The organism is Cellulophaga sp. L1A9, assembly GCF_009797025.1.
GTDB lineage: Bacteria > Bacteroidota > Bacteroidia > Flavobacteriales > Flavobacteriaceae > Cellulophaga.
Genome location: NZ_CP047027.1, coordinates 1,061,068 through 1,077,592, shown reverse-complemented (window position 1 = coordinate 1,077,592; position 16,525 = coordinate 1,061,068). Strand labels below are relative to the sequence as shown.

The window sequence follows — 16,525 nt, the reverse complement described above, 5'->3', positions numbered from 1 at the left end:
CTAATAATGAGTAAAATTAATACACGGATAGCTATAATCAAAACTTTCACATTTTATTAAAACTTAAAAAATTACCTTTGTTTCGATAAGTGTTTTTCAATGAGATATATAATATTATTATTTATTGTGTTAAGTTCAAATTTTGTTTCAAGTCAGCAAGATTCAATTCCAAAATCCAAAGAGGCAAGACCGCTGCCAAAAGCTGATAAAAATTTAGATAAAAAAATAGATACTAGTAAGGTGGAGTATGAACCTGTTATTGGGGATTATAAGATTATCTCTTACTATAGGGATACTACTTATGTAGATACTACGCTATCCATAAAAAAAGATTATAAATATAATTATATTAGAAAAGACAATTTTGAATTATTGCCTTTTCCTAATATGGGGCAACCCTATAATAATTTAGCCTATAATTTTGAACCTAATTTTTTCTATCCGAAACTAGGGGCCATGGCTAAAAACTATAATTACCTGGAGATGGAGGATATTAATTATTACAATGTTCCTACTCCGATGACAGAAATCATGTTTAAAACTGTTTTTGAAGAAGGTCAATTTTTAGATATTCTTTTGACTTTTAATTTATCTAAACGTTTTAATTACGCTATTGCATATAAAGGGTTTAGGTCTTATGGAAAATATAATAATAGTGAAGCCGAGTCGGGTAATTTTAGAACAAGTGCTAATTACTTAAGTGAAAATAAAAGATATTCCTTTAGGGGGCATATTGCTGCGCAAGATTTGATCAATGAAGAGGATGGTGGTGTCGAGGATGTTGCAACTCAATTTGAATCTGGAGATTCAGATTTTACGGATAGGTCTAGGATTGATGTGAATTTTACAGATGCAGAAAGTAAAATTCTAGGGAAAAGATATTTTTTTGAAAATCAATATAAATTAATTAAAAAAGATAGTGATTCCAGTGCAATAGAAAAGACTTCTTTAGCTCTAGGGCATCAATTTAATTATGAAACCAAGTATTATCAGTTTTCTCAAGATGATCAAAATGATTATTTCGGTGATGCGTTCGTGGCTACAGATCTTTCAGATAGGGCGCGCTTGCGATCTTTCTATAATCAATTTAGTGCGGAGTTTTATAATACTACACTAGGGAGGTTAAAGGCAAACTTAAATATATTTAATTATAATTACTCCTTTAATAGTATACTTATTACAGATGAGCAGACCTTGAGGTCTCAGCTCAAAGGAGATGAAATTTCAATTGGCGCTAATTATCAGAAACGGATAAAAGGTTTTAATTTAAAAGGGGACTTCGCTTATAACCTTACGGGCGATTTAACAGGGTCTATTCTTAATGCGGAAGCAAGTTATACCATAGGTGAGAATATGTCTTTAAGTGCAAAGCTGCATTCCTCTTCTAGAATGCCAAATTTTAATTATCTATTATATCAAAGTGACTATAGTAATTACAACTGGGATAATTCAAATATTTTTGAAAAGACAAAGACAAATAGTTTACAGGTTGCTATTGATTCTAAGTTGCTTGGAGGTATATCCGCTAAATTCACGACTTTAGATAACTATTCTTATTTTGCTGTTGATCCATCCGTAACAATAGTAGATGATGAGAGTGAAAATCAATATATTAAACCTTTTCAAGAAGCCAGTAGTATCAATTATATAAAGGTGAAGTATGCTAAGGAGTTTAAACTAGGTAATTTTGCATTAGATAATACTGTGATGTATCAAACGGTGTCTCAAAGTAATGACATTCTTAATGTGCCACAGTTTACAACTAGAAACACCTTGTATTATTCAAAGGAAGTATTTAAGAAAGCAATGTTTTTGCAAACTGGGATTACCTTTAAGTATTTTACGTCCTATAATATGAATTCATATAATCCTTTACTGGGGGAGTTGTATATACAGAATAACCAAAGTTTAGGGGGTTTTCCGCTATTAGATTTTTTTATTAATGCTAAAGTGCAGCAAACCCGCATTTATTTAAAGGCAGAGCATTTCAATTCTTCCTTTAGTGATTATAATTACTTTTCTGCACCAGACTACCCATATCGTGATTTTATTGTGCGCTTTGGAGTGGTTTGGAACTTTTTTAGTTAAGATAGGTTTCTTTGAGTAGGTGGTGTTTTAATAAAGGATGCTATCTATTGCAATTGTTTTTAATTAAATCACATTTATTTTCAGGCGTAACGTATTGTTATAGTGGGTGATGAGAAAAGGTTTTAAATTTTATTAAAAAAACTTTATCAAAACGCTTGTAGGTTTCAAAAGAGGGTGTATATTTGCAGCCGCTTAGGGAAACAACGATACTGAGGTAAGCGGATAAGAATACGAAATAAAAGTTCATTGACATATTGTAAGACAGCGTTTAATTACTGGAAACGGTAATTAAATAAATTGAATTAAAGAATTAGCTTAAAGAATATTAAGGGCTAGGATTCGGATGATTTTATTGTTGGTTTAGGATGTTATATAATATTTACAAAACAACGATGAAGAGTTTGATCCTGGCTCAGGATGAACGCTAGCGGCAGGCCTAACACATGCAAGTCGAGGGGTAACAGGGAGCTTGCTCCGCTGACGACCGGCGCACGGGTGCGCAACGCGTATGCAATCTACCTCTTACTAAGGGATAGCCCAGAGAAATTTGGATTAATATCTTATGTGGTATATGAGTGGCATCACTTATATATTAAAGGTTACGGTAAGAGATGAGCATGCGTCCCATTAGTTAGTTGGTGTGGTAACGGCACACCAAGACTTCGATGGGTAGGGGTCCTGAGAGGGAGATCCCCCACACTGGTACTGAGACACGGACCAGACTCCTACGGGAGGCAGCAGTGAGGAATATTGGACAATGGACGGAAGTCTGATCCAGCCATGCCGCGTGTAGGAAGACTGCCCTATGGGTTGTAAACTACTTTTATACAGGAAGAATAAGATCTACGTGTAGATTGATGACGGTACTGTAAGAATAAGGACCGGCTAACTCCGTGCCAGCAGCCGCGGTAATACGGAGGGTCCGAGCGTTATCCGGAATTATTGGGTTTAAAGGGTCCGTAGGCGGGCTGTTAAGTCAGAGGTGAAATGCTGCGGCTCAACCGTATGCACTGCCTTTGATACTGGCGGTCTTGAGTTATAGTGAAGTGGCTAGAATAAGTAGTGTAGCGGTGAAATGCATAGATATTACTTAGAATACCGATTGCGAAGGCAGGTCACTAACTATACACTGACGCTGATGGACGAAAGCGTGGGTAGCGAACAGGATTAGATACCCTGGTAGTCCACGCCGTAAACGATGGATACTAGCTGTTCGGTTTTCGGACTGAGCGGCCAAGCGAAAGTGATAAGTATCCCACCTGGGGAGTACGTTCGCAAGAATGAAACTCAAAGGAATTGACGGGGGCCCGCACAAGCGGTGGAGCATGTGGTTTAATTCGATGATACGCGAGGAACCTTACCAGGGCTTAAATGTAGATTGACAGGTTTAGAGATAGACTTTTCTTCGGACAATTTACAAGGTGCTGCATGGTTGTCGTCAGCTCGTGCCGTGAGGTGTCAGGTTAAGTCCTATAACGAGCGCAACCCCTGTCGTTAGTTGCCAGCATGTAATGATGGGGACTCTAACGAGACTGCCGGTGCAAACCGTGAGGAAGGTGGGGATGACGTCAAATCATCACGGCCCTTACGTCCTGGGCCACACACGTGCTACAATGGCCGGTACAGAGAGCAGCCATCTGGCAACAGAGAGCGAATCTATAAAACCGGTCACAGTTCGGATCGGGGTCTGCAACTCGACCCCGTGAAGCTGGAATCGCTAGTAATCGGATATCAGCCATGATCCGGTGAATACGTTCCCGGGCCTTGTACACACCGCCCGTCAAGCCATGGAAGCCGGGAGTGCCTGAAGTCCGTCACCGTAAGGAGCGGCCTAGGGCAAGATCGGTAACTAGGGCTAAGTCGTAACAAGGTAGCCGTACCGGAAGGTGCGGCTGGAACACCTCCTTTCTAGAGAAAAACATCTCAATGATAAAATACGAAAGAGTTCTAGTCCTTGTATTTTTAAGTTATTAATTGTTCAAATTGCTGTCTTATAATTATGTTATTATAATATTGATAGAGTCTGTTAAAGGATTCGCTAAGTGAGAGTCTCATAGCTCAGCTGGTTAGAGCGCTACACTGATAATGTAGAGGTCGGCAGTTCGAGTCTGCCTGAGACTACAAGCTTAAAGTTTGGTTATTTATTTAATCAAGATACGTTCATTAAAATTGAGGATACTAATTTAAATTAGTATCACTTGAAAGGAAATTTTAGAGGTTGAGTATAGCCGTTATAAGTACTGTTAACTAATAACTGTTAACTGATCACTAAAAGACGGGGGATTAGCTCAGCTGGCTAGAGCGCCTGCCTTGCACGCAGGAGGTCATCGGTTCGACTCCGATATTCTCCACCAGGCAATGCCTGGAGATATTTATATCTTCAGTATTGAGGAGGAATCATTGATAATTTTATTGTCATGGTGAATCACCGAAAGTTCATTGACATATTGGGACAAAGTGAATTACAATTATCTTCAGGGATATTGTAATCACAAGAAAACACAAATTTAAAAATAGAGTAAAGTACGATAGAGGTACTGCTGTATTTATACAGTAGTAATTTATATAATAGAATAAAAAGGACTAGTGACAAGCTAGAAAAGGGCGTATGGGGGATGCCTAGGCTCTCAGAGGCGATGAAGGACGTGATAAGCTGCGAAAAGCTGCGGGGAGGTGCACACAACTTGTGATCCGCGGATATCCGAATGGGGCAACCTGTCTGGTTGAAGGCCAGTCGTGATCGTAAGATCAAGCAAACCCGGTGAACTGAAACATCTAAGTAGCCGGAGGAGGAGAAAACAAAAGTGATTCCGTTAGTAGTGGCGAGCGAACGCGGATTAGCCCAAACCAGTATTGTTTCGGCAATGCTGGGGTTGTAGGACCACGATATTTGATGCGCGATGAATTAGAACTATTTGGAAAGATAGGCCGAAGACGGTGATAGCCCGGTATAAGTAAAGGACGTTATTGATAGTGGTATCCTGAGTAGTGCGGGGCACGTGAAACCTTGTATGAATTTGCCGGGACCATCCGGTAAGGCTAAATACTCCTGAGAGACCGATAGTGAACCAGTACCGTGAGGGAAAGGTGAAAAGAACCGTGAATAACGGAGTGAAAAAGATCCTGAAACCATACGCTTACAAGCGGTCGGAGCCTTTAGGGGTGACGGCGTGCCTTTTGCATAATGAGCCTACGAGTTACTTTTACTAGCAAGGTTAAGATTTTAAGGATCGGAGCCGTAGCGAAAGCGAGTCTGAATAGGGCGCCATAGTTAGTAGTAGTAGACGCGAAACCGTGTGATCTACCCATGGGCAGGTTGAAGCTTTGTTAACCCAAAGTGGAGGACCGAACCCGTTGACGTTGAAAAGTCTTGGGATGACCTGTGGGTAGGGGTGAAAGGCCAATCAAACTCGGAAATAGCTCGTACTCCCCGAAATGCATTTAGGTGCAGCGTTGTGATAGTTTTATAGAGGTAGAGCTACTGATTGGATGCGGGGGCTTCACCGCCTACCAATTCCTGACAAACTCCGAATGCTATAAAATGTTTCACAGCAGTGAGGGCATGGGTGCTAAGGTCCATGTCCGAGAGGGAAAGAACCCGGACCATCAGCTAAGGTCCCCAAGTGTATACTAAGTTGATATAACGCGGTGGAATTGCATTGACAGCCAGGATGTTGGCTTGGAAGCAGCCATTCATTTAAAGAGTGCGTAACAGCTCACTGGTCGAGCGATTCCGCATGGATAATAATCGGGCATAAGTATACCACCGAAGCTATGGCTTCTGTACTCGGTACAGAGGGGTAGGGGAGCATTCTATGGGTGTTGAAGGTGATCTGTAAGGGTTGCTGGAACGCATAGAAACGAAAATGTAGGCATAAGTAACGATAATGCGGGCGAGAAACCCGCACGCCGAAAGACCAAGGTTTCCCCAGCTATGCTAATCAGCTGGGGGTCAGTCGGGACCTAACGCGAACCCGAAAGGGGTAGTGGATGGACAAGCAGTTAATATTCTGCTACCTGCTCACGCTAAAAGTGACGGGGATGTGGTGTTGGTGCGCGCTGACGGAATAGCGCGTTGAAGGGAGTGGTGACACCCCGATAGTACGATAAAGCTTCGGCTGCGTCGATAATCCAGCGTAACATCCTCCGAGAAAAACAAGTGAAGCAGCCCGTACCGTAAACCGACACAGGTGGTTGGGATGAGTATTCTAAGGCGCTCGAGAGATTCATGGCTAAGGAACTAGGCAAAATAGACCCGTAACTTCGGGAGAAGGGTCGCCCTCCTTTTAGGAGGGCCGCAGTGAAGAGGTCCAGGCGACTGTTTATCAAAAACACAGGGCTCTGCAAAATCGAAAGATGAAGTATAGGGCCTGACACCTGCCCGGTGCTGGAAGGTTAAGAGGAGATGTTAGTTTCGGCGAAGCATTGAATTGAAGCCCCAGAAACGGCGGCCGTAACTATAACGGTCCTAAGGTAGCGAAATTCCTTGTCGGGTAAGTTCCGACCTGCACGAATGGTGCAACGATCTGGACACTGTCTCGGCCATGAGCTCGGTGAAATTGTAGTATCGGTGAAGATGCCGGTTACCCGCAGTGGGACGAAAAGACCCCGTGCACCTTTACTATAGCTTCGTATTGGTTCTGGGTAAGTAATGTGTAGGATAGCTGGGAGACTTTGAAGCGGCGTCGCCAGGCGTTGTGGAGTCATTGTTGAAATACCAGCCTTTGCTTATCTAGGGCCTAACCCTAACACTAGGGAACAGTGCGTGGTGGGTAGTTTGACTGGGGTGGTCGCCTCCAAAAGAGTAACGGAGGCTTCTAAAGGTACCCTCAGTACGGTTGGTAATCGTACGTAGAGTGCAATGGCACAAGGGTGCTTGACTGAGAGGCATACAGGCCGAACAGGTTGGAAACAAGAGCATAGTGATCCGGTGGTTCCGCATGGAAGGGCCATCGCTCAAAGGATAAAAGGTACGCCGGGGATAACAGGCTGATCTCCCCCAAGAGCTCATATCGACGGGGGGGTTTGGCACCTCGATGTCGGCTCGTCACATCCTGGGGCTGGAGAAGGTCCCAAGGGTTGGGCTGTTCGCCCATTAAAGTGGCACGCGAGCTGGGTTCAGAACGTCGTGAGACAGTTCGGTCTCTATCTACTGCGGGCGTTAGAAATTTGCGTGGATCTGACTCTAGTACGAGAGGACCGAGTTGGACTGACCTCTGGTGCACCAGTTGTTCCGCCAGGAGCATTGCTGGGTAGCTATGTCGGGATTGGATAAGCGCTGAAAGCATATAAGCGCGAAACCAGCCACAAGATGAGATTTCTTTAAAGGGCCGTGGGAGATGACCACGTTGATAGGCTATAGGTAGAAGGGCAGTAATGTCTGTAGCCAAGTAGTACTAATAGCCCATAGGCTTGCACAACTTGCCCCCTTTAATTAGGGGGCGGACTTCCTTTTTACATTACATAAGCCGTAAATCGTAGCTTACTTTAATTATATACAAGTGTTTTATGTGAGTGGTTATACCACCCATTTTGTCCCTTTAATATGTTAACAATATTAGTTGCTATACCATAGGTGTAGTACAAAGATTTAAGGTGACCATGGCGATAGGGTCCACCCCTTACCATTCCGAACAGGGAAGTTAAGCCTATCAGCGCCGATGGTACTGCTATACCAAGTGGGAGAGTAGGTCGTCGCCTTTTTTTAATCAAGTCCTCAATAGAAATATTGAGGACTTTTTTTGTTTATAAAGGTTTGTGTAGTATTGTATCCTCTGCAAGGCACACGGGAGTATAGCGCTACCTAATATTAAATCATTACTCAAGTGCAAGTATGTTCTTAGGACTTGGAACAATCCTGTAGCGCATAATTCGTTTTTAATGTACTCTATTAATACTTAAACACCGCTCAAGACTTCCTTTTTCCTATTTTGTGTCAATTTTTAGTTGGTATCTAGAAGGGATAATGTAGGCTTCCCTAAAAATAGGACAGTTTATAATTCGAATTTACTAACTTTAAATTCAAACTGTCACAATGAAAAACAGCAAATTTAGCGAGAGCCAGATTATTAAAGCTCTTAAGGAAAATGAACAAGGAAGATCCGTAGGTGATTTATCTAGAGAATTAGGAATTGACAAAAGCACCTTCTACTATTGGAGAAAGAAGTACGGCGGTATGGAACAACAGCAGCTTAAACGTTTAAAAGAACTTGAAGAAGAGAACAATAAACTTAAACAGATGTATGCTGATGTGAGTCTTGATAATAAGATGCTTAAAGACGTATTGTCAAAAAAGTTCTAAAGCCTTCCGACAAGAGAGTTCGTGTAAAGTATCTCATCAAAAGGTTTGTAATTCCTATCATCCGTGCCTGTAATATTGTAGGACTGAGTAGATCGATGTGGTATTACCAAAGTAAGAAAGATGATAGTGAGGTTATTGATAAGCTAACAGCGTTAGCGGAATCATACCCAACTAGAGGTTTTGATGAATATTATTATAAGATCCGTCGTGAAGGCTTAAAATGGAACAGAAAACGAGTGTTACGTGTGTACCGTGAGATGAAACTCAGTCTGCGCCGTAAACATAAAAAACGTTTGGTTAAACGTATAAAACAACCTTTAGAAACACCTTTAACATTAAATGAGTGTTGGAGTATGGATTTTATGAGCGATGCCCTTACTGATGGTAGAAAGCTCAGAGTGTTTAATGTTATAGACGACTGTAATCGGGAAGCTCTAGCATAGACGCAGGACTTTCTTATCCAGCAAGAGCTGTTGTAGAAACTCTTGAATGCCTAAAAGAGGAAATAGGAATACCCAAATATGTAAGATGTGATAATGGCCCGGAGTTTATCTCTAAGACTTTTATGAACTGGTGTAAAAAGAACTTTATAGAAATTAAATATACCCAACCGGGAAAGCCAATGCAAAATGGATATATAGAACGATTTAACCGTTTCTTTAGGGAGGATATATTAGATGCCTATTATTTCAATGACATTTATCAACTTCAAAAAATAAGCGACAACTGGAGAGAAGACTATAATTTTAATCACCCGCATAAATCTTTAGGTAATATATCACCTAAAGAATTCATGCCCAGATTTGATGAAGAATTTAAATTCTTCATCAAATCTGGGCTAAATAATAATTATTTATCGAAATTAGAGGTGTCCTAAGAAGGGGAAGTCTACAATAAGACGTATATGTTGCTTGTTTTTAAATGCAGATGTCTGTAGTTTTAAAGCAAAAAAAACCACTTACATGAATGGTAAATGGTAGATTTTGGTGTGCTTTAAGTTTACAGTTTACTTCAATGAGAGAGCTATTAAATTTGCTCTTTAATTTTTCTTAGTGCTAAAGACATATGTGCTTCAACCGTCTTTATCGATATTTTTAAATTGTCGGCAACTTCCTTATATTTTAGGCCTTCAATTTTTATCATAATAAATACTTCTTTGCATTTATTAGGAAGTTTTTCAATGGCTTTTTTGATGGAAGTAATTTTAACTTCATTCGTAGTTTCAATAGTATCTTCAATAAAGAAATCCATCGCAGAAATTCTTATTTCAGCTAAATAATCAATCTTTTTTTGTTTCTTTTTATAAGTATCTATAAATTCATTATAGCATGCCTTAAATAAATAGGCATTTAATGAATTTGTAATTTCAATTTTTTTTCTATTTTTCCAGAGGTTAAAGAAAACATTTTGTACAATATCTTCAGATAGTATTTTATCTTTTGAAAGTCCGTAAGTATAAGCACATAACTTTTTATAATGTTGTTTATAAAGTAGTCTAAATACTTCGTCATCACCCTTTCTAAGGTTTTTAATACCTAATGATTGTTCTTCTTTTTTCAGTTTATTTTCTTTAATAGTGTAATGGTTTTTTAAATTTAACTCTTTTTTTGAAATTTCTTAACATAAAACTAAGGGTATTCTATAATTTTTGAGTCTTAGTGTAAAGAATCATCTTATAAATGAATAATAATCAGTTAAACAATATTGAAATTTCTAAATTTCTAACCAATACGTTATCACCTAGTGAGCTTATTATATTCAAAGATAAATTAGAGGTTTCTGAGAATGTGAATCTGTTAAAGAAATACATTGTAATTAATCATTTATTTGAAGTAGAAAGTCAAGAGTTTGATTCAGATGTGGCTTTTCAAAAATTCTTGGCGAAGAAAATTGAATATAATGCTACAATTAAAAAGCCTTTTTTTGAGTCAAATCTATCTTATTTATATGCAGCTGCGGGTATTTGTCTTTTAGTAGGGTTATCTATTTTAATGTACTTTAATTTTAATGATAGCAATCAATTAGAGGTTTCTAGTCAAATAGTTTTAAAACTTAGTTCTGGGGAAAAAAAATCTCTGGACGAATCCAAATCAAATAAAATATATAATAAAAAAGGTGAGGTTGTTGCCGTTCAAAAAGGGAACAGTATTCTTTATAATTATGCTGAAAACCACGGAGAGGTGGCCAACAATCAATTCAATGAAATTTATGTGCCCTATGGTAAGCGAATGGAGATCGTTCTTTCGGATGGCACTAGAGTACATTTGAATTCAGGATCATCTTTAAAATATCCTACCTTTTTTACGGAAGATAGCAAGCGCACGGTTGAATTAAAAGGAGAAGCTTATTTTGATGTAGCTAAAAAGAATGAGTACAATAGATTTGTTGTCAGTACTAGAAATTTTCAAACAACGGTTCTTGGTACCGAGTTTAATATTAGTTCTTATGAGAGTGATAGTGCAAATGATGTAGCACTCATTGAAGGTTCTGTACGGGTGAATTCAAATTCAGAACATGAATTTATTTTAGTGCCTGGCCAACAATTTAAATATGCAAACAATACTCCGGGAGAAGTTTCATTTGTGGATGTTCAAAGTCGTATCGCTTGGTTGGATGGCGTGTTGGTTTTTGAAAATGAAGAATTTGAAACTATTTTAAAGAAATTAGAGCGCTTTTATGATGTTTCCATAGAGAATCATTGTGATGCTTTGATAAATGAAAAATTTACAGGACAATTTGATCTAGAATCTATTGAAGATGTCCTAAACACTTTTAAGAATACAGTACCCTTTAGTTTTGAAATGAAAAACCAGAAAATAATAATCAACCCTTTAAATAGTTAATTGAAAATATGAAATAAAACAAGTCAATAAAAAAATCGAGAGATGTTTCAGCATCCCTCGATTCACATTTAAAATTTTAAAAACGCGAAATCTCTAAAATCATATTAAAAGTATGAAAAAACAATATAATAATTGCCATAAACTGGGCAATCTATTTAAATTCGATTTGAAAATGAAACTTACGGCTATAATGCTTATTCTATCTCTTTGTAGGATAAGTGCTAGTATTTATTCTCAGAATACAAAAATCACCTTAAATCTAAACGAAGTAACGTATCAAGAATTGTTCAAAGAGATAAAAAAGAAAACGGAATTTAAATTCTTTTTTAAAACCTCTGAAATAAATTCGAAAGCTATTGTTTCTATTGATGTGAATGATAAGTATGTTGAAGATATACTAGACATTGTCTTTAAAGGAAAAGATATATCGTATCAGATTTTAGGTAAACAAATTATTCTAAAACGTGAAAAACCTAAAATACCCAGTGCAATTATCTTGCAAGATAATTTTAATCTTGAAGGAAATGTTTTAGATGAAGATGGGATTCCACTTTTGGGAATTTCTATTTTAATAAAAAACACAACGAAAGGGACAATTACAGATTTTGATGGTAATTTTTCCATTACAGCATCTAAAGGAGATATCTTATTATTTAAAGGTTTAGGCTTTAAAAGTAAAGAGGTAACTATTAAAGATGAAAAACCAATATCTATATCTTTAGAGGAAGATGTTGCAGCATTACAGGAAGTAGTAGTGTCTGGTTATGATAAAACCTCAAAAAGGATATTTACAGGGGCTTCCAGTTCTATTGTGTCTCAAGACCTAAAAATTGACGGCTTAGTTGATGTCAGTCAGATGTTAGAAGGTAGAGCTGCGGGAGTGAATATACAGAATGTAACAGGAACCTTTGGTTCGGGCCCTAAGGTTACTATCCGTGGAGCTTCATCGGTTTTTGGCGATACAAGACCTCTATGGGTAATTGATGGCGTGATACAAGAAGATATTGTAAATACCGATTTCGATGCTTTAATATCTGGTGATGCATCAACTTTAATAAGCTCTTCCATATCAGGACTAAATGCAAATGATATTGATAAAATTGATATTCTAAAAGATGCTTCTGCAACTTCACTTTATGGTGCTCGCGCTTTAAATGGCGTTATAGTAATTACAACCAAAGGAGGAAAGAGAGGGGCTAAGTTAAAAGTTAATTATACGTTGGAGCAAACTGTTAGGGATATTCCAAGATATGGTAATTACGATATTTTAAATTCTAAAGAAACGGTTAGTATTTTTCAAGAGTTAGATGAAAAAGGTTTCTTAGATTTTCCAACGGTGGCACAAAATAGAAATGGTGGTATTTACACCATTCTTGCACAGCAATTAAATGAATACGATTCTAGTAGTGGTCAGTTTGGTGTAGAGAACACAATTGAAGGAAGAAATCAGTTTTTGCAACAATATGAACAAGCCAATACGGATTGGTTTAAGCAATTGTTTAGATCGTCTATGACGCAAAATCATACCCTAAGTTTTTCTGGAGGTGGGGAGAATAATAGTTTTTATACGTCTTTAAGTTTCTTTAATGACCCAGGTTGGACGATAGCAGATAAGGTTAATAGGCTTACGTATAAGGTTAAGAATACGTATTATTTGTCAGAGAAATTTAAGCTTACTTTGGGTTCAAATGGGGCAATTAGAAATCAAAATGCACCGGGTACATTTAATAGAGAAGAAGATAGTTTTAGAGGAAGTGTGTCAAGAGTATTCGATATAAATCCTTTTAATTATGCACTTTCAACAAATAGAACACTTAGGCCTAGAGATACGGATGGAAATCTTGAGTATTATAGGGCTAATTGGGCTCCTATTAATATTTTTAATGAATTAGAAAATAATGCTATAGAATTAAAAGTAAAGGATATTAGTTTTCAATTGGAAGGAAATTATAAAATAACTAAGAATTTGAATTATGATTTCTTGGGGTCTTTGCGTTATGTAGTATCAGATAGAGATCATAATATTACGGAAAATTCTAATGTGGCATCAGCTTATAGATCACAAGAGACCACTATAGTACGTAATACTAATGTTTTTTTATATACAGATCCAGACAATCCTACTGCGCCTCCAATATCTGTATTGCCAGAAGGTGGTATTTATAGAAATACGAGTAATGAGCTTACAAATTATTATGTTAGAAATAGTTTAAGCTATACAAATACATTTAATCAAAAGCATGAAGTTAGTGGTTTGTTAGGGCAAGAACTTCGGTATATTGATAGAGAAGAAGATTATTTTATAGGGTACGGACTTCAGTACGATAGGGGCTTAACTCCTTTTACAGATCCTGGTATATTTTCAAAAACCTTAGGAGAAGCAACTGACTATTTTGGTATTGAAAGTGAAAAGGAGCGAACTTTAGGTATTTTTTCAAAGTTAACCTATGCTTATGATAGTAGATATATAGTATCATTAACAGGCCGTTATGATGGATCTAATAGACAAGGCAGAAGTAAATCTTCGCGTTGGTTGCCCACAGGAACGGTTAGTGGGAAGTGGAATGTGAAAAATGAAAGCTTTTTAGAAAATGTAGATTTTTTAAATTCATTGAGTCTTCGTGGCTCTTATGGACTTACAGCTACAGCCGGGCCAGCAACTAATTCTTTAGCTATTTTCAGAAATGATGTTACGAATAGATTAAATTTTGATTCTCGCGAACGTTATTTAAATATTGAGGAATTACAAAATTCAGAATTAACATGGGAAAAGCAATATGAAACTAATCTGGGTTTAGATTTTGGAATGTACGATAATAAAATACTTTTTACCGCTGATGTATATCAACGTAAAGGATTTGATTTAATAGATTTTGTGCGATCATCAGGTATTGGTGGAGAGTTCATTAAACAAGGAAATAATTCTGATATGGAAACGAAAGGAATTGAAGTTTCTTTAACAGTTAAACCAATTAGTACGCCTAATTTTAGTTGGTCTTCTACACTTAATTTTTCAACATTAGAACAAAAGATTACAGCCTTAGAAAACAAACCTAATGTTTTAGATTTAGTAGATCAAACAGGAGGTAATGTGGTGGGTTATCCACGACAATCATTATTTTCTTTTGAATTTACAGGCTTAGACGATAGAGGTTTGCCTACCTATAATTTACCTGAAGATCCAGGAAATGAAGAGAATAGTGTTACGGGTGCAGATTTTCAAGATGTAGATGATATCACTTCCTATTTAAAATATGAAGGAAGTATAGAGCCTACTAAAACAGCTGGATTTTCTAATACATTTAGGTATAAGAATTTTTCTCTTAGTTTCTTAGTATCCGCTTCAGGAGGAAATAAAATTAGACTAGACCCTAAATTTGCACAATCTTATTCAGATTTGGACGTATTTACTTCGGAGTTTAAGAACAGATGGATTTCTCCAGGAGACGAAAATTTTACAAATGTTCCAGTTATCGCAAGCGGTCGGTTGTTAAATGAAATTCCAAATTTATTTAGGGCTTACAATGCGTATAATTTTTCGGATGTAAGAGTAGTCGATGGTGATTTTATAAGAATGAAAAACATAAGTCTTTCCTATAATTTTCCAGACCAATTAAAGCAAAATTTAGGGTTAAATACCTTCAGTCTAAAATTGTCAACTACAAATCCTTTTATGATTTATTCAGATTCTCGATTAAACGGTCAGGATCCAGAATTTTTTAGATCTGGTGGGGTTTCTCAGCCTATTACACGACAATTTACACTATCACTTAATCTAGGTTTTTAATATTAAAAAGAGATGAAGAAATTATATACAACAAAAGTTGGAATACTGATATTTCTAGCGCTTTTAGCTACTTCTTGCGAAGATTATTTATCAGAAATTCCAGATAACAGAACAGAAATTGATAGCCCAGAAAAAATCTCAGAGTTATTAGTCATAGCATACCCGGAAGCAAACTATATGGATTTTGCGGAGACTATGTCTGACAATGTATCTGATAAAAATAATGATTTGCCATCAGAATTAAATTTAGCAAATTACAGATGGGAAGATATAGATGTTGATAATTTGGATTATAGAGTTGGGTATTGGAATGCTTGCTACAAAGCGATAGCACAAGCCAACCAAGCTTTAGCGTCAATTGAAGAGTTAGGAGATTTAGAAAGCTTAGCGCCTCAGAAAGGAGAAGCTTTACTAGCAAGAGCTTATGGTCATTTCATGCTGGTTAATTTATGGGCTAAACACTATGATCCTGCAACAGCATCTACAGATAAGGGGATACCTTATATTTTAGAGCCTGAAGAGAATTTTATTGTTACTTATTCTAGAAATAGTGTTCAGGAAGTCTATGACTTTATTGAAAGTGATTTAATAGAGGGCTTAGGGTTAGTTACAAATGAATATGAAGAGCCTACTTTTCATTTTACCCCAGAAGCTGGTTATGCTTTTGCAACTAGATTTTATTTATTTAAGGGAGAATGGGACAAGGTTATTCAATTCAGTTCAATGGTAGTTACAAACCCTCAAGCACAATTAAGAGATTATTTGGGTACGTATGCTGCACTTGAATATTCTGAGAGAACCGCTTTATACGCTAGTAGTTCTGATCAAGCAAATTTATTGGTTGTTTCGGCAAACTCTTTATATGCTCGATTGTTTGCTAGCAATAATTTTGGGCTCGGCATTGATAAGGCGAACGAATTATTTTTTTCTGGGAATATTTTTGGAAAAAGATGGGCTTATGGTGTTTTTGGAACCGAAGCAGCGTATAATCTTCCAAAATTCGATGAATTTTTTAGAGTTACCAATATAAGTGCAGGAATAGGTAATCCGTATGTTGGACTGGTCTTGTTTTCTACAGATGAAGTTTTGTTAAATCGGGCGGAGGCTTATGCCATGCAAGGTAATTATGACGCTGCCTTGCAAGATATTAACACCTTCTATTCGTTACGGACAGAAGGGTATGATGCAAGTACAGATACTTTAGTTAAACAGGATGTTTTAGATATTTTCTCCACAGAATTAAATGAGTATACTCCTTTTTATCAACTTGATGGTGATCAATCTGCTTTTATTAAGGCAGTAGCAGAGTTAAAAAGAAGAGAGTTTTATCATGAAGGTCTAAGATGGTTTGATGTGAGAAGGTTTGATTTAGAGGTGACACATACGATTATCGGAGAAGGTGATTTGATTTTAGAAAAAGGTGATAATAGGCGTCAATTGCAGATTCCAAACTTTGCATTAGAAAGAGGTTTAGAACAAAATCCACGCTAACTAATAAAATTTAAG

At 37.2% G+C, this 16,525-nt stretch carries 8 protein-coding genes, 2 tRNA genes and 3 rRNA genes; 12 read left to right on the top strand and 1 reads right to left on the bottom strand.

Annotated elements, in window-relative coordinates:
* Positions 1-99: 99 nt before the first annotated feature.
* From GQR94_RS04620 to GQR94_RS04580, 9 genes are all read left to right on the top strand, one after another.
* A complete protein-coding gene (locus GQR94_RS04620; protein ID WP_158974372.1) occupies positions 100-2,088 on the top strand; it encodes a putative porin in 1,989 nt (662 codons plus the stop codon).
* A gap of 389 nt (positions 2,089-2,477) precedes the next feature.
* A 16S ribosomal RNA gene (locus tag GQR94_RS04615) occupies positions 2,478-3,996 on the top strand.
* A 139-nt stretch (positions 3,997-4,135) separates the two neighbouring features.
* Positions 4,136-4,209, top strand: a tRNA-Ile gene (locus GQR94_RS04610).
* A 156-nt stretch (positions 4,210-4,365) separates the two neighbouring features.
* A tRNA-Ala gene (locus GQR94_RS04605) sits at positions 4,366-4,442 on the top strand.
* A gap of 232 nt (positions 4,443-4,674) precedes the next feature.
* A 23S ribosomal RNA gene (locus GQR94_RS04600) occupies positions 4,675-7,508 on the top strand.
* Positions 7,509-7,679: 171 nt separating this feature from the next.
* A 5S ribosomal RNA gene (gene rrf, locus GQR94_RS04595) occupies positions 7,680-7,791 on the top strand.
* Together the 16S, 23S and 5S rRNA genes with 2 tRNA genes alongside form the textbook arrangement of a ribosomal RNA operon.
* 331 nt (positions 7,792-8,122) lie before the next feature.
* Positions 8,123-8,389: a transposase gene (locus GQR94_RS04590; protein ID WP_034669045.1), complete on the top strand. Its 267-nt coding sequence runs from the start codon at positions 8,123-8,125 to the stop codon at positions 8,387-8,389.
* A 95-nt stretch (positions 8,390-8,484) separates the two neighbouring features.
* Positions 8,485-8,832, top strand: coding sequence for an IS3 family transposase (locus GQR94_RS04585; RefSeq protein WP_158974371.1), 348 nt, complete (start codon positions 8,485-8,487; stop codon positions 8,830-8,832).
* A 122-nt stretch (positions 8,833-8,954) separates the two neighbouring features.
* Complete coding sequence (locus tag GQR94_RS04580) at positions 8,955-9,266, top strand: transposase (protein ID WP_233268638.1); 312 nt, start codon at positions 8,955-8,957, stop codon at positions 9,264-9,266.
* Positions 9,267-9,415: 149 nt separating this feature from the next.
* Here the strand turns inward: GQR94_RS04580 and GQR94_RS04575 are convergent, their stop codons facing one another.
* Positions 9,416-9,922: an RNA polymerase sigma-70 factor gene (locus GQR94_RS04575; protein WP_233268680.1), complete on the bottom strand. Its 507-nt coding sequence runs from the start codon at positions 9,920-9,922 to the stop codon at positions 9,416-9,418.
* A 146-nt stretch (positions 9,923-10,068) separates the two neighbouring features.
* On the opposite strand from GQR94_RS04575, the gene GQR94_RS04570 reads away from it, so the two are divergent.
* The 3 genes from GQR94_RS04570 (at position 10,069) to GQR94_RS04560 (ending at position 16,510) form a co-directional block, all read left to right on the top strand.
* Positions 10,069-11,232 carry a FecR family protein gene (locus GQR94_RS04570; protein WP_158974370.1) on the top strand — a complete coding sequence of 388 codons (1,164 nt, stop codon included), beginning with the start codon at positions 10,069-10,071 and terminating at the stop codon, positions 11,230-11,232.
* A gap of 112 nt (positions 11,233-11,344) precedes the next feature.
* A complete protein-coding gene (locus GQR94_RS04565) occupies positions 11,345-15,019 on the top strand; it encodes a SusC/RagA family TonB-linked outer membrane protein (protein ID WP_233268637.1) in 3,675 nt (1,224 codons plus the stop codon).
* A gap of 12 nt (positions 15,020-15,031) precedes the next feature.
* On the top strand, positions 15,032-16,510 hold the full coding sequence (locus GQR94_RS04560) for a RagB/SusD family nutrient uptake outer membrane protein (RefSeq protein ID WP_158974369.1): 1,479 nt from the start codon (positions 15,032-15,034) through the stop codon (positions 16,508-16,510).
* Positions 16,511-16,525 lie beyond the last annotated feature (15 nt).